Consider the following 15,606-nt stretch of genomic DNA (forward strand, 5'->3'; position numbering starts at 1 on the left):
TTCAGAACTTATACGGATATAATTTAGTATGAAAATTCTTAAAATAATATATCAATACTAGATACATTATGATGTGGATTATGGCAACCACCTTTAGTAATAAATATTAGCAGAAAACTAAAGTCTGCCAAGAAAAACTCTATGCTAGATAAATTATTTACTAGCAATAGTTTCGCTATCTTCCCATCTTTCTTGCTTTTAATAATCTTGATTTAGACTGCTATATACCAAATGTATTTGGACTTCCTCACATATCTGCTGACCACTATATAGCTAGAGTGGGTTTTTCAAGGGTTGGGTTTTTAATAAAGGAACAAACTATGCCCCATCAGGAACTTATTTCAAATAATTTAGTAAATGAATTTAAAATTTGTACCCAACTGCAATATAATGGCAAATTAAATATTAAAAGTTCAAAGGGCAGCCAATGGACTTTTTACTATCGGCTGGGACGGATAGTTTGGGCAACAGGGGGAACTCATCCCTTCCGCCGCTGGCGCAGACATATGGCTCAGAATTGTCCCCAGATTGATGTTGATAAGTTGCAGTTGCGTTTGCAAGACCTATCAATCGATTACTGGGACTATCGCCTTCTAGAAATCTTCTATAAAAAACAGAAAATCCAGCGGGAACAGATTAACTCTATTGTCGATAACACGATAACAGAGCTATTATTTGACCTAGCTCTGCAAGGAAACTTTGCTTCTATAAGTTGCAATCGCAGCCAAGAAGTTATCTTAGAAACGCCAATGAGCTTCACGAGTGCAGAAATGTCTGTAAAGCACATGCAAGACTCGTGGAAAATTTGGTCAGAAGCTGGTTTAGCAAATTTTTCTCCTGACTTAGCACCAGTTCTGCGCCGACCAGAGCAACTTGAGCAGATGGTAAGTCCATCTGTCTACAAAAACTTTGTGAATTTAATCAACGGCAAATTCACTCTGCGAGATTTAGCCATGAAAATGAAGCAGAGTGTATTGCCACTCACCCGTTCGTTGCTTCCCTATATCCTGAAAGGAATCATTGAATTGGTGGAAGTACCTGACTTGCCATTAGGAGTTACTGGAGTCAACAATAACTCTACTACCACACAACCAAAGAAGCGGATTGCTCCACTAGTGGCTTGCGTTGATGATAGCCCTCAGGTATGTAAAATGCTAGAGGATATCATCACTTCCAATGGATTGAGGTTTGTCAAGATTCAAGATGCTATACAAGCTCTACCAAGCTTAATTCAGGATAAACCAGACCTGATTTTCTTGGATTTGATTATGCCAGTTGCCAGTGGTTACGAAATTTGCACTCAGTTGCGACGAATATCTACCTTTGCCAACACACCAATAATTATATTAACAGGCAGTGATGGTCTTTTAGATAGAGTTCGTGCCAAAGTAGTTGGTTCTACAGATTTTATCACTAAACCTGTAGTGGCTGATAAGGTAATGGGTATAGTACGTAAATATTTACCTACACAGAATGTATCCATCGGCAAGAATAAATCTAATTTAGAGATTTGTAATTAGGGAGAATTAGAAGCTATTTTTGTTTTTGAACTATTCTTTAAAATTTCTAAATTCATCACCTCATTAAAAATAAAAATATTGAGGTGATAAAAGTATTTTATAGTCAATGAAATATATTAATTTATGTTTATTACGTACTTCTTCTGAGGTTGATACATAAAGATTGAATCAAAATTAGATAAATACGATTTTTTGTATTTATAGCAGTCCTATTTGATTTGTGAAATATTGGTTAGGGCAAAGGGGTTAGGGCTAGTCTCTAGTCCCTTCCATGTCTTTGTTGAGGAATCATTTAGGATTTATATGTCTAATTTGTTTACATGCTGAGAAAAGTTTAACGAGTAATTGCTATGAATACTGTTTTAGTTGTTGAAGATGGCTTAACAGATATGGAAATAATCAGCCGTTACTTACAACAGGCAGGTTATTCTGTGATTAGTGCTACAAGCAGTGAAGAAGCTCAAGATAAAATAGATAAAAATAAGCCAGATTTAATATTTCTCGACGTAATTTTACCGGGTAAAAGTGGATTTGAAATTTGCCGAGAGCTGAAAAACAATCCCAACACTAGCAAAATACCTGTGGTTTTTTGCTCTACAAAGAATAGTGATGTAGATAAAATTTGGGGTAATATGTTGGGTGCTGATGGTTATCTCTCAAAACCAATTGATCGAGAAGAACTAGTAGTAATTTTAAAGCGATTGATTAGTTAATTTAGTACAAGTGTAATAAACCAATCACCACTCCAACTCACTATTACTAATATATAACTTTGCAAGCTCAAACAATAACTGCAAATAGTGGCTAAAGATAAATATTCAAGGACAAAGGATAAATAACTTTGGAAACCAAGGAAAAGTTTTTAAGTTTTAATTTGGGAGTAAGTGATACAGCTGTAATTTCGTTACAACACATCACAGAAGTTTTACAAGTATCATTACCAGAAATATGTGGCGTTCCTCAGATGCCCAGTAGCGTCTTGGGTATTTATAACTGGCGCGGTGAGATGCTTTGGTTAGTGGATTTAGAAGCGATGTTAGGTTATTCTCCAATTTCGCAAGGGCCAAATTTACTTTCAAGAATGATGGCGATTATTCTAGAAAATAAGGGTAAGTATTTGGGACTATTGGTGCGACAGCTTATAGATATTGAATGGCTGGATACTAAGCAAATGAAACCCGCAACTGCTGAATTATTTTATCCTAAAATATCACCTTTCTTACAGGGATACTTTATTAATGATTCTGAGGAGATGCTTTTTAATTTGGATGCCATAACTATTATCCAAGCTCCCACATGGGGAATTCATAATTGATCATTTACTAATGGGTGATTAGGCATATTATTTCGACAAGCCTTAAAAATCACATGCCATTTCATTCTTATCTGCCACATATCAAACTATTATCTTTCACAAGTTTTGAGGTTAATCCCATGACATTTTTGTATAATAATAGCCATGAAAATCAACATCTAATTTCTGAATTGGACAATCAAAATGGTAACGCTAATATAGCGAATATTGCTAGCAATGAAATATCTTTATTAAATGCGATCGCTCAAGAATTTAAAACCTGGCGGCGGCAGTTGCAAGATATCACGACTCATATGCGCCAAGCGCCAGACTTTGACACATTACTCAAAATTACTGTAGCGCAGATTAGAGAAAAGATTGGCTGCGATCGCGCCTTAATTTATCAGTTTAATTCCTTGGAGTCAGGTAAAGTTTTAGCAGAATCCAGAACACTAGGTTGGACACCAACTTTAGGCGAAAATATTCCCGGAATTACTTTTGGATTATATACGAATCAAGACTATATAGAATCTGTAGTTATTGACGATATCAATCAGATCCAACTTACACCCTATCAAAAGCAACTGCTAGATAAATTTCAAATTAAAGCTAGTTTGAGTTTACCGATTTTAGTAGAAGGTAAAGTGTGGGGGTTACTGGCAGTAAATAATTGCAACTCAATGCGACAGTGGCAAGAAGTAGAAATTAGTCTCCTATCTCAAATTACAACAGAACTGACCTACAAATTGCAGAGCTTTGAATTCAAAAAAGAACAGCAACAGCGGCTACTAGCAAAAAAATCGGTAGCTAAAGTCATCGACAAAATTTTGCGGGTATCAAATGTTGATAAGCTTTTTCAAACAACCACTCAAGAAGTACGTCAATTACTAAAATGCGATCGCGTTGGTGTCTATCGCTTCAAACCTGACTGGAGTGGCGAGTTTGTAGCTGAGTCAGTGGGTAACGGTTGGATAAAAATGGTCGGCCCTGATTTTTACATGGTCTGGGAAGATAGCCACTTACAAGACACTCAAGGAGGACGTTATGCCAAGGGTGAAAGCTTTGTGGTTAATGACATTTATCAAATGGGCCATGCTCAATGTCATATTGACATTTTAGAGCAGTATGAAATGAAGGCTTACATCATTGCACCCATATTTGCTGGAGAAAAATTATGGGGTTTGCTGGCAGCTTACCAAAATTCTGGGCCTCGTGATTGGCAACCTTGGGAAGAAAGCTTTGTAACTCAAATTGGGTTGCAATTTGGTGTGGCTATCTCACAAGGGGAATATCTGGAACAAGTGCAGACGAAATCTGACCAACTAGCTCAAATAGTTGAACAAGAGAAAGTTTTCACTAAGATAGTCAACCGCATCCGACAATCTTCAGATGTAGAAAGCGTCTTCAAAACTACTACTCAAGAAGTGCGTCAATCACTGCAATGCGATCGCGTCGCTGTCTATCGCTTTAACCCTGACTGGGGCGGCGAATTTGTGGCTGAGTCTGTGGCCACTGGTTGGACAAAACTGGTAGGCCCTGATATTAAAACCGTTTTAGACGATACCTACTTGCAAGAAACTAAAGGAGGTAGATATGTCAGAGGTGAAAACTTTATCGTTAATGACATCTATCAAGTAGGGCTTGCTCCCTGTCACATTGAGATTTTAGAGCAGTTTGAAGCCAAAGCTTACATAATTGTTCCGATATTTTTCGGGGATAAATTGTGGGGTTTGCTGGCAGCGTATCAAAATTCCAGCACCCGTGAATGGCAAACCTGGGAAGTGAACTTTTTAGTTCAGACTAGCTTGCAATTTAGCCTAGCTAAATCACAGATAGATTATTTGGAATTAGTGCGGGTGAAATCTGAGAAACTAGCTCAGATAGCGGAACAAGAGAAAGCTCTCACCAAGATCAGTAACCGCATCCGGCAATCTTTAGATGTAGAAGAAATCTTCAAAACAACTACTCAAGAAGTCAGGCAATTACTGCGATGCGATCGCGTTGCCGTGTATCGCTTCAATCCTAACTGGAGTGGTGAATTTGTTGCAGAGTCAGCAGGCCATCTGTGGGTAAAACTGGTAGGCCCCGATATCAAAACCGTCTGGGAAGATACCCACTTACAAGAAACTCAGGGAGGTCGATATGCCCAAGGGGAAAACTTTGTTGTAAATGATATCTATCAGGTAGGTCATTCTCCTTGTCACATTGAAGTTTTAGAGCAATTTGAAGCCAAAGCTTATGTAATTGTTCCTGTATTTGCTGGCGAACAATTGTGGGGATTGCTGGCAGCTTATCAGAATTCGGGAATTCGTGATTGGGAAGAATCGGAAGTCACTTTGTTAGCACGCATTGGCAGCCAGTTAGGACTGGCATTACAACATACCGAATATTTGCAACAAGTACAAGCGCAGTCAGCAAAATTAGCAGAAGCAGCAGCACGGGAAAAGGCAGCTAAGGAGTTACTACAACAACGCTCTATTCAACTCTTAACAGCCCTTAGACCCGCTCTCAACGGCGACTTAACTGTACGCGCACCGATTACAGAAGACGAGCTAGGCACGATCGCCGATGCCTATAATAATACTCTGCAAGCGCTGCGGCAAATCGTTATTCAGGTACAAGGGGCTGCTCAACAAGTTGCCCAAACCTCTAGCAATAGCGACGCTTCACTAGCAGGACTAACCAATCTGGCGCAACAACAATCTGAGGAAATTACCGCAGCTTTAGGTGACATTCAACAGATGGTGGACTCTACTCAAGCTGTAGTGGCGAATGCTGAGTTAGTGCAACTAGCAGTACGACAAGCCAATCAAACCGTAGAGTCAGGCGATACTGCGATGAACTTAACTGTCAAAGCAATCCAAGGAATTCGTGAAACCGTTGCTCAAACCAGCAAAAAGATTAAACGCCTCAGCGAATCCTCGCAAAAAATCTCCAAAGTGGTGAATTTGATTGGTAATTTTGCCACACAGACAAACGTACTGGCTTTGAATGCAGCCATTGAAGCCACCCGTGCCGGTGAATATGGCAAAGGCTTTGCAGTTGTAGCTGATGAAGTCCGTTCTTTATCTCGCCAGTCAGCAGCAGCCAGCATCGAAATTGAAAAGTTAGTCCAGGAGATTCAAGCAGAAACAGGGGAAGTTGCAGTGGCGATGGAAACTGGTATTCAGCAGGTAGTAGAAGGTACAAATCTTGTTAGTGACACTCGCCAAAACTTAAATGCGATCGTTTCTGCAACTGCCGAAATTAGTCAGCTAATCGAGCGAATTACCGCAGCGACTCAAAAACAAATGGCGCAATCTGTAACAGTAACTAAATCAATGCAAGATGTAGCAGAAATTGCTAATAAAACTTTTGGTGAATCTCAAGAAATTGCTACTGTGTTTCAAGAGTTATCAGGAATGGCACAAGAGTTATTAACAACTGCTAGTAAGTTTAAAGTGAAATAAAAAGTAGTTAGGAGTTAGGAGTTAGGAGTTATTTGGTCAAAGCATTCATTATATAAATCACCATTTGATTTCCAAATATAAAAATGCTTTGACCTTAATTACTTATAACTTTTGAGTTAAAGATAGGAGAAGAGTAATTGGCAGAAAGTATTATTCAACAGAAAAGTTTTCAATTTGCTTTAGAAATTATTCACCTATATATTAAACTGCAAGAGCAACGGGAATATGTGCTTTCTAAGCAATTACTACGAATTGGCCGAATGTTGAAGAGGCTAGCGGTGGTCAGAGTAGAAAGGATTTCTTGGCAAAAATGTATATTGCATACAAAGAAGCTAGGGAAACCAAATACTGGCTACGTCTACTACAACAGTCCAAACTAGTAAATATTGATTTAACTAATGAACTAATCTATGCAGACGAAATCATTCGGATTTTGAGTTCAATAGTCAAGACAACTGAAAAATCAATTGGTCGATCAACTCCCTAACTCCTAACTGCTAACTGCTAACTGCTAACTCCTAACTCCTAACTCCCCACTCCCCACTCCCCACTCCCCACTTCCCACTCCCTAATTATGATCACAGATAACGAAATTCGCGAGCAAGGATACATCTATTTTCTGGCTGAAGCCCCGGAATTAGTCCAAATTATTGAACAAGAACTATTTAGCTTATCGGAAGGTTATAGCACTGCTAAAGTTCATAACTTAATGCGGGCTACTCATACACTTAAAGGTGGTGCTGCTAATGTTGGGCTAGAAGTAATTAAGATGATAGCCCATTTATTAGAAGATATATTTAAGGCTTTATATAATCCAACAGTGGTAGTTGATGCCGAATTACAAACACTTTTGTTACAAGCTTATGAGTGTCTGAGCATAGCATTAAATACCGAACTAATAGGCAGCACTGTTAATGATGAAGAATTGCTCCATCGAGCAACTTCAGTTTTTGCACAGTTGCAAGAGAAACTTGGTGATGCATTTGGTGCTGAGTCTCATATTCCCACTTCTGAAGAATTGGGATTTGATATTGTGCAGTCCGTTTTTGAAGTGGGAGTAGAACAACGTCTAAACAGTATTGCTGACGCTGTTAACAATCCACCAAATAGTGACAAATTTATTGAGTTTTTACACTCTCAAGCCGAGGTGTTTCTCGGCTTGGCAGAATCTCTAAATTTACCTGGATTGGGAGGAATTTCCCAAACAATTCTGTCAGCACTCCAAGCAAACCCCACTCAGGTGCAGCAGATTGCAGAAATTGCCCTTGCAGATTTGCAACAAGCACAAAAATTGGTACTAGCAGGCGATCGCACATCTGGCGGAGAACCTTCATCAGGTTTACGAAAACTCACAATAGTGGCAAATAATGAGTTATCTGAAGAATTGCAAAATAATTCATCTGCTAGCACATTTATCATCAATGAAGAAAAATTTTACCAGTTTATAATTACACCTGATCGCAATAAAAACGAATCGGTAAACCCAACAACTGCAAAGTTTTATTTAAAAGTAATTCGCTATATTTTGGGCTGGTTTAATCACCAGATGCAAATACCAGAGTCAGAACTCAATTTAACTTTACTTGTTCCCACATTAGAAAGAAAAAGTCTACTTAATTATATCGAAAACTGGCTGAAAAAGTTTCTTGATTTTGTCCAAGATGAAGAAGATAGTCCAAGTCTTTGTATTTATCGACGTGGTATCATCTTAATCATCCTATTTGCAGTTGCAAAATTTCAATATTCCCTTAAACCATCTGACAGCTACCTCTCAGTAATTAAAATCCTACAGAGCCAAATTCATAAATTAGCAAAAGAATATAAAAATTATCCTCCTGTTACTAGCGAAGAGAAAAATTGGCTTGATAGCCCCAAATTACAAACACTGTTAGTTATTAAAAAAATATCTAAATCTGTATCTCCTCAAGCAATTGATAACTTATTAGAATCAATATGGGGAGAAGAAGCTAGCCAAAATCTTGCTGCTGAAGTCGTGACGATTCAGACTGATGAGTCTTCAGAAAAGCTTGATTCATTAACTGTCAGTCAGCAAGTAGTTATAGATGTTTCTGAAACAGCTATTCAAGTAATGCCTGATTTGGCTACACAAATCAACAAAGAAATAGAAGATAAATCACAGTATGTTCAAACTAAAAATTTTCGCCAGCCTTCATTTATACGAGTAGATACAGAGAGACTGCAACACCTCAATTATCTAGCTGGAGAATTGCTGATTTACCAAAAACGGCGTAGCTTGCAAGATGAACAAGTTAAAGAAATAATTGAGCAATTAATACAGCAACTCACTAGACACCAAACAACTTTAAATGAATTACGCGATTTACCATTACAAATACAAAATATTACCTCACAACAAACGCAAAATTTTGCAGTGAATTTTGACTCATTAGAAATGGATATATATACAGAATTTCACATGACATTGCACGAAGCAGTAGAAGAAACACTGCAACTACAAGAAACCACAGAGTCTCTTGACTTACTTCTGACACAAGCTGCTCAAATTAGCGACAAACAAGAAAATCTAACTCTTAATATTATAGATGGCTTAGTAGAAGCAAGAATGTCGCCTTTAGGCAATATTCTGAATCGCTTCCCCCACATGGTAGATAAGTTGGGGAATGTTTATGCCAAACTTGCAGAATTGAAACTTAGTGGTACTGAAGTACTAGTAGATAAAGCGATCGCAGAAAAGCTCTACGATCCTTTGTTACACTTAGTGCGTAATGCTTTTGACCACGGTATTGAAGCTCCCCAAGTTCGCAGAGAACTTGGTAAACCAGAACAAGGTTTAATCGAAATCTGCGCTTATCATCAGGGTAGCCAAACTGTTATCGAAGTTCGGGATGATGGTCAAGGATTGAATTTAGACAGAATTCGCAGAAAAGCTGCTGAATTTTATCCCATACAAACTGAAGAAAAGACTAGAGCTTATGCTTCTAATTTAGCAGAATCTGAACTTTTAGATTTGATATTTTCGCCTGGATTTTCTACTGCTAATAAAGTGAGTGAAATTTCTGGGCGGGGTATGGGTTTAGATATTGTGCGTACTCAGATGCACGCACTCAACGGCTCAATCTCAGTTCAATCCTTACCCAACCAAGGAACAATATTCATCCTCAAAATTCCTTTTTCTATGACTACAGAAAAGTTAATGCTAGTTCAAGCCAAAGGTGTTGTTTATGGTCTGATGTTGGACAGTATCGAAAAAATATTGATTCCCTCTGAACAACAGATTAAAGAAATTGAAGGGAAAAAAGTCTTACATTTGAATATAGACAATGATGAGACTATGGTCAGCCTTCGTCAACTTTCAAAGTTGATTAATTATAATGGTTCATTCATTAATAATGAGATTCCATACAACACTTCAAATACTCACGACCCAAGTGTAGCGAAAAATCCGGTTCTTTTGCTACAGCGAAATCAGGGAAAGGTTGCTTTAGAAGTTGACCAAATAATTGGTGAACAAGAACTGGTAATTAGACCTTTAGGAAATGCCATCGCACCGCCAAAATACATTTATGGTTGTAGTAGTTTAGCTAATGGTAATCTCATCTTAGTAATTGATGCTTTGTTACTGGTAAAATCTAGCGAAATCCAACAAACAACACTTGATATCAGGGCGCTACCAGTAGCTTCTCCGTCAAATAAAAAAGCCTTGCCGATATCAGGGCATACTTTTTCATCTACACCATTACTTGCGGCATCGACTTCCACAACAACTATAGAAACCCAACCCAGTTATTCTCAAGAGCCAGATTATAAATCACCAAAAGTTGTTTTAGTAGTAGATGATGCAATTAGTCTCCGGCAAACTCTCTCTCTGACTCTCCAAAAATCAGGTTATCAAGTAATACAAGCTCAAAATGGTGTAGAAGCTCTAGAAAAATTGCAGTTACATCCTGAAATTAAAGTTGTCGTCTCCGATTTAGAGATGCCACGAATGAATGGTTTTGAGTTGTTGAGCAATTTCCGCCAATACACAAATTTAGCAAAAATTCCTGTTGTAATTCTTACTTCTCGCAGCGCTGAAAAACATCGCCAGCTTGCCAAAGAATTGGGTGCAAAAGCTTACTTAACCAAACCTTTCTTAGAGCATGAGTTTATCTCTAAAATTAAGGAGCTAATTAACAATAATCCAGATAATTTAGATCATTTACTCATAGTGAAAAATGATTAACAATTTTTAATTACGAATTACGAATTACGAATTACGAATTACGAATTACGAATTACGAATTATCAGGTAAATTATTTGGATCTACTCCTAAAGAGCGTAAATACTCGGCTAACTGTTCAGCCCTTTGCCGTTCTTGTTGTGCCTGTTCTGCATCTGTCAAATAGCGCTTTCCTTGCTCGTCATACCAACATAAAAACTCCTGTTGTATCCCGCCAATTACAGCTTGGTGTCGTCCTATACCTAAACCCACCTCTGGCATCAAATAAGGTTCACCTATTTGTAGTTGGTAGTTTCCATCGAGCAACTTATACACTTCAAAGGGTTGATGTTGGTCGCGTCGCCAAAACTCAGGGTTATAAATTACGTAGTACAATACACCGAGTTTTCTATATATATCTAGCTTTTCGTCGTATTCACCTCCTGGAGTATGGGATACCATTTCTAATGTGAATATTGGAACTATCCCATTTTCTTCCCAAACCGCGTAACTTTTGCGTGATTTACCACCCTTTTTCCGTTCTATTCCCAGACTCAAAAAAGCATCTGGCACTACAGGTACTCTGGGATTTACTCCTGTGGTGTGATACACTGCCATATCTACTCCGAAGTACCAATCCATACGATTTGCCCAAATAGAGTTGAGTAAGAAGAGTAAAATGTTGGGCAAAAAGTTTTGGTCTTCGTTATCCACTGGGGTATCGTCTGAACAGGGAAGTTCGTCAGTAGTTGGTAACGCATTTTTGAGATCGGGTGAGAGCATAACCGTTGTCTCGCTGGCGTTTGATGCCTTTATTATAAATGAGCGAACAAAAGTTTAGCGTTTGGGTGTAGCTTCCCCAAACTTGATTAAAAGTGCGATCGCAATACTAACAAGCAAAATTAACGTCATACTCAAGGCTGAACCAAATCCCCAATTTTGGGTGGCTCCAAGAAACTGATTATAAACTAACCGCGCCGCCGTCATACTAGAAGCACCACCGAGTAATTCTGGATCGACAAAATCCCCTAAGCCTGTGATGAATACAAGCATGGAAGCAGCCGCAATTCCCGGAAAAATTTGCGGTACGGTTACTTGGAAAAAAGTTTCCACCGGATTTGCACCTAAATCAGCCGCAGCTTCTAGCAACCGCTTGTCTAGCTTTTCAAGAGAAGCATATAAAATCAAAACCATATAAGGTAATAAGCTGTAACTCATGCCAATCAATACAGCTTGACTATTGTTAAGTAATTCCCAAGTAGGCAACCCTAAATTGCTGAGTAAACTGTTTAATAAACCAGTAGGACGAAGAATTGTAATCCAAGCATAAGAACGGAGTAACGAAGAAGTCCACAAAGGTAGAACAAAGCCTAATAGCAGCAAATTTCGCCAACGCTGCGGCGCTATCTGAGCAATCCAATAGGCGACGGGGAAGCCCAAAATTAAACAAATTATCGTAGTGCCAAACGCAAAAAATAGCGATCGCCCAATTACTTGCAAGTAAAGAGAGTCAAATATTCGGATGTAGTTTTTGAATCCGTTGGGATTGACCAAATCTCCCGGTCGGATATCTGCAACTAAACTTAACTCGAAAATTATCAAAGTTGGCAGCAACAACAAAAGTAATAACCAAATCCCAGATGGTGCAAGCAATACCAATGGTTGCAGCCAATTTCTAACGGAGTGCTGCAATTTTTCTATTTTAGAAATCTCATTTTTTTCCAAATTAATCACTCCTAACTCCTAACTCATAACTCTTTTAACTGCTAGTTAATTGAGTCCAATAACGATCGTAAACCTCTTCAAATTCTCCTACAGGTGTAACACGTTCACAATTTTTTAACAGTGACTCTGGCGGAAACAAATTAGTGTTGTTTTGAATTGTTTTTGGTAATTGCTCAAATCCGGCGCTATTCGGCGTAGAAATATTCAGGCGTTGAGTGATTTGGGCTGCGATTTCTGGTTGCAAAATCATGTTAATCCAAGCATAAGCTCCAGCTTGGTTGGGGGCTGTTTTGGGAATTACAATAGTGTCTGTCCATAATGAAGAACCACTGCGAGGAATCACATATTTGAGTTTAGGATTTTCTTGAGATATTTTCACTGCATCTGCCGAATAACACATTGCCAGTAGCAAATCTCCTGCCAGAATTTGATTTTGCCAAGCATCGGTGTCAAAACGGGCGATCGCAGGTTTTAGAACCTTCAATTTTTCATAAGCTTGTTTGATTTCTTGTTCATTTTTTGAGTTATAAGAATAACCGAGCATTCGTAAGGTTGCACCCATCACTTCTCGAACATCATTGAGCAAAGTCATTCGCTGATTAAGTTGCTCTTGATTTTGCCAAAGGTAATCCCAGTCTTGTGGTGCATCTTTTATTTTTTCGGAATTGTAAAGTAAACCTGTTGTCCCCCAGTTAAAAGGGATACTGTAGCGGTTATTGGGGTCATAACTAGGATTTTGAAATCGGGGAAATAAATTCTCTAGACCGATTAAGCGATCGTGATTTATTTCTGTTAGCAAACCTTTGTCTACCATCTTCTGCACCATGTAATCAGATGGGTTGATGATGCTGTAAGTGCCGCCGCCTCCAGCTTGCAATTTAGCTAGCATGACATCATTGGAATCATAGACATCTGCCAGCACTTTTATGCCAGTTTGAGCGCTAAAAGTTTTCAATAATTGGTTGTCAGTATATTGCGTCCAGGTAAAGATATAAAGTTGGTCGCGCTGACTACTGGTATTAGAATTAGCACGTACTTCAGCCAGCCTCCAGCCACAACCACCTAAAGATAAGCTAGAAAGTGCTGTCACCCCTTTTAAAAATTGGCGTCTATTAGTCATTAAGTTAATAGTTAATCATCTTTTGTATTGTTGTCGATTGATTCTAAATATGCCTTTAATTGGAGTGCCCATAGGTAGTTTAAAGATTAACTTAAGTGTATCTACTTGTGCAACTGTTAATAAGTTACTGCTGTCAGCTAGTGTTAGGCACGGTTTTTAATCAAGCTTGAGTTATAAAAATTAACAAAGCGAACGAGCGATCGTCAAATTATCAAGGAAACCCAGCGTGGCAAGCTGAACTGCACTTCTGTACTAGTAAAAATCCCAGGGTTTCTCCTTACCTTACCAGTTAAAACTGTTACAGGAGTTTTAGATTCATAACTGTAAGGAGGAATCATCCAAATGTCTAATTGGCAAATCTTTCGCTCTCTGTTGCAGCGAGTTCGATATTGTCTAATTTTCCTGGCCGCCCTCTGGTTGAGCTTAGGGATTCCAGGTTGCAGTTTTTCCCCACCCAGTTCTCAAATCTCTGTAGCACCCCAGCCCACACAGATCAAGCAAACTCCACAACGCTTTGACGGTGTAACAATTAACGTTATCACTCAGGATGAAACCGTTCGTACAGGTACTAAGAGACGGATTGCTGGGTTTGAATAGTCCCAATATGGTTTTGAGTTTGACCATTCCCCATAATCAACAATATCAATTTGAAGTTCTTGATGACGTTGTATCTAAGTTCTTAGGGAACAAAATTACAACCGAGCAGGCAATGCAGCAGATTGAACAAAAATGGCAACAGATTACTAACAAAGTAGGGCTGGAGTCTCAACGCGCTGCTTACCGCGCCACCCTTGGGCTAAACCCATATAAGAGTACAGGGAGAGAAATCTCCAATCCTTAATCTAACTGTTCATTTGAAAGATGAAGTGGGCATCTTAGAAATAATTGGGCAAAAATAACATTGGGAGTGACTAACAATGCACTGTCCATCTCAGTAGTTTGGGGCTGTAAAAGGAGCCACATCAGTGCGAAATTGGAACCTCAGCACAAAAATTATTGCTTCTTATTCAGTGCTAATCGCGGTGATGGCAGGGACAATTGCTTCGGGAATGTACTGGCAGTTGTACTCTAGTCAACGGCAGGCAATCCGTAATCGGCTTTTGGCGATTGTTAGTCTGGCAGTTCCACAAATCGACAGCGATTATCATGGATTGGTTCTCCAGCGTAGCGATCGCACCTCAGCCTTTTACAAAATTAATCAAGATAAACTTGTAGCTATTCAAGCAACTAGCAAAGATATTTTACGTATCTATACGGTAAGACAGCAACCAAATAAAAAATTTATTTATGTCTTAAACTATGACCCTGCCGACCGAGACAAAACTGTATTGATTGGCATGGATTACACAAAGTCTTTAGATAATTTATATGCAGCCGTTGCCCACAATGCACCCCTTGTTGAACAGGAATTTCACAAAACTGCAAATGGCGAAACCATTCTTTATGGTTATGCCCCAATTACCCTCCGCTCAATGGCATCCTGGGCTATGCCCAAATTCTCCAAAATGGTGAACCCTTAACAGAACGAGCTAAAAAAGGTGTAGATATCATCTATCAGTGCGGCAATCATTTGCTCAATCTGATTAATGATATCCTTGACCTCGCCAAAATCGAAGCCCGAAAGTTGGAATTGTATCCTGGCGATGCCAATTTCCCGGCACTTTTGGAAGGCATTGCAGAGATGATGCGCGTGCGTGCTGGCCAAATTACCGAAGTTAGTGGGTTCTATGCGAGAAGGAGTGAAGCGAATTCGGGATATTAGTACTTCCTTACGAACCTTCTCTCGTGCTGATAGCGATCGCCCCATTGCTTGTAACATTCATGATGGTATCGACAGCACTATCCTGATTCTCAAACATCGCCTCAAAGCTTCGGAAACTCACCCAGAAATTCAAGTTATCAAAGAATATGGTGAGATCCCATTAGTAGAATGCTTTGCTGGGCAGTTGAATCAGGTATTTATGAATATTCTAGCAAATGCTATTGATGCTTTGGAAGAGTCAAATATTGGACGCAGTTTTGAAGAGATTAAAGCCAATCCTAATTGCATCAGAATTATTACTCAAATTAGCGATGACAAGCAAAAAAATAATTATTAAGATTAAAGATAATGGTAAAGGAATGAATGAACAAGTAAAACAAAAGATATTTGATCATTTGTGGCTCTTCAGTACTTGTTATGCTTAACTAATAATTAAAATGCCAATTCAATAAGCATCTTACTCTAAAATTATTAAAGTTTCTGAACCCATAAGCGGAACGCTTAATTAGCTTGAGTTTGTTATTGATGCCTTCCACAGCACCACTTGTTGTCCTA

At 38.8% G+C, this 15,606-nt stretch carries 15 protein-coding genes and 1 pseudogene; 12 read left to right on the forward strand and 4 right to left on the reverse strand.

From position 1 onward, the window contains the following. Positions 1-320 precede the first annotated feature (320 nt). From RM347_RS15425 to RM347_RS15455, 7 genes are all read left to right on the forward strand, one after another. Positions 321-1,520, forward strand: coding sequence for a response regulator (locus RM347_RS15425; protein WP_322716615.1), 1,200 nt, complete (start codon positions 321-323; stop codon positions 1,518-1,520). 350 nt (positions 1,521-1,870) lie between these two features. Next, positions 1,871-2,233, forward strand: coding sequence for a response regulator transcription factor (locus tag RM347_RS15430; protein WP_322716614.1), 363 nt, complete (start codon positions 1,871-1,873; stop codon positions 2,231-2,233). Positions 2,234-2,361: 128 nt separating this feature from the next. Further along, positions 2,362-2,835, forward strand: a complete 474-nt coding sequence (locus tag RM347_RS15435; RefSeq protein WP_322716613.1) for a chemotaxis protein CheW — start codon at positions 2,362-2,364, stop codon at positions 2,833-2,835. A gap of 119 nt (positions 2,836-2,954) precedes the next feature. After that, entirely contained in the window at positions 2,955-6,263 is a 3,309-nt protein-coding gene (locus RM347_RS15440; RefSeq protein ID WP_322716612.1) for a GAF domain-containing protein, read from the forward strand. A gap of 137 nt (positions 6,264-6,400) precedes the next feature. Further along, the gene (locus RM347_RS15445) at positions 6,401-6,643 is read left to right on the forward strand and encodes a four helix bundle protein (RefSeq protein WP_322716611.1); all 243 of its coding nucleotides are present in this window, start codon (positions 6,401-6,403) and stop codon (positions 6,641-6,643) included. After that, on the forward strand, positions 6,574-6,750 hold the full coding sequence (locus RM347_RS15450; protein ID WP_416211871.1) for a four helix bundle protein: 177 nt from the start codon (positions 6,574-6,576) through the stop codon (positions 6,748-6,750). Before RM347_RS15445 ends, RM347_RS15450 begins: the two co-directional genes overlap by 70 nt. An 87-nt stretch (positions 6,751-6,837) precedes the next feature. After that, positions 6,838-10,467, forward strand: coding sequence for a hybrid sensor histidine kinase/response regulator (locus RM347_RS15455; RefSeq protein ID WP_322716610.1), 3,630 nt, complete (start codon positions 6,838-6,840; stop codon positions 10,465-10,467). 52 nt (positions 10,468-10,519) lie between these two features. On the opposite strand, the gene RM347_RS15460 is transcribed toward RM347_RS15455, so the two are convergent. The 3 genes from RM347_RS15460 to RM347_RS15470 are packed head-to-tail and all read right to left on the reverse strand — an operon-like array spanning position 10,520 to position 13,289. After that, complete coding sequence (locus RM347_RS15460) at positions 10,520-11,227, reverse strand: Uma2 family endonuclease (RefSeq protein WP_322716609.1); 708 nt, start codon at positions 11,225-11,227, stop codon at positions 10,520-10,522. 54 nt (positions 11,228-11,281) lie between these two features. Then, positions 11,282-12,175 carry an ABC transporter permease gene (locus RM347_RS15465; protein ID WP_322716748.1) on the reverse strand — a complete coding sequence of 298 codons (894 nt, stop codon included), beginning with the start codon at positions 12,173-12,175 and terminating at the stop codon, positions 11,282-11,284. Positions 12,176-12,203: 28 nt separating this feature from the next. Next, on the reverse strand, positions 12,204-13,289 hold the full coding sequence (locus tag RM347_RS15470; RefSeq protein ID WP_322716608.1) for an ABC transporter substrate-binding protein: 1,086 nt from the start codon (positions 13,287-13,289) through the stop codon (positions 12,204-12,206). Positions 13,290-13,631: 342 nt separating this feature from the next. Between RM347_RS15470 and RM347_RS15475 the strand changes: the two genes are divergently transcribed. The 5 genes and pseudogenes from RM347_RS15475 to RM347_RS15495 all read left to right on the forward strand — a co-directional run bounded on the left by RM347_RS15475 (position 13,632) and on the right by RM347_RS15495 (position 15,388). Beyond that, positions 13,632-13,886, forward strand: a complete 255-nt coding sequence (locus RM347_RS15475; protein ID WP_322716607.1) for a hypothetical protein — start codon at positions 13,632-13,634, stop codon at positions 13,884-13,886. Between the two features lie 7 nt (positions 13,887-13,893). Beyond that, entirely contained in the window at positions 13,894-14,130 is a 237-nt protein-coding gene (locus RM347_RS15480; RefSeq protein ID WP_428850560.1) for a hypothetical protein, read from the forward strand. 124 nt (positions 14,131-14,254) lie between these two features. Continuing rightward, the gene (locus RM347_RS15485) at positions 14,255-14,809 is read left to right on the forward strand and encodes a hypothetical protein (protein WP_322716605.1); all 555 of its coding nucleotides are present in this window, start codon (positions 14,255-14,257) and stop codon (positions 14,807-14,809) included. Continuing rightward, positions 14,755-14,994: pseudogene (locus RM347_RS15490) on the forward strand (sensor histidine kinase); the annotation flags it as partial. The gene RM347_RS15485 and the pseudogene RM347_RS15490, both read left to right, overlap by 55 nt. Further along, the gene (locus tag RM347_RS15495; RefSeq protein WP_416211870.1) at positions 14,984-15,388 is read left to right on the forward strand and encodes a sensor histidine kinase; all 405 of its coding nucleotides are present in this window, start codon (positions 14,984-14,986) and stop codon (positions 15,386-15,388) included. The pseudogene RM347_RS15490 and the gene RM347_RS15495, both read left to right, overlap by 11 nt. Before the next feature lie 88 nt (positions 15,389-15,476). Here the strand turns inward: RM347_RS15495 and RM347_RS15500 are convergent. Continuing rightward, the coding region (locus tag RM347_RS15500) for a transposase (RefSeq protein WP_428850561.1) at positions 15,477-15,606 on the reverse strand (130 nt) is incomplete at its 5' end.

The sequence above is a fragment of the Nostoc sp. ChiQUE02 genome (assembly GCF_034531305.2).
Lineage (GTDB): Bacteria > Cyanobacteriota > Cyanobacteriia > Cyanobacteriales > Nostocaceae > Nostoc.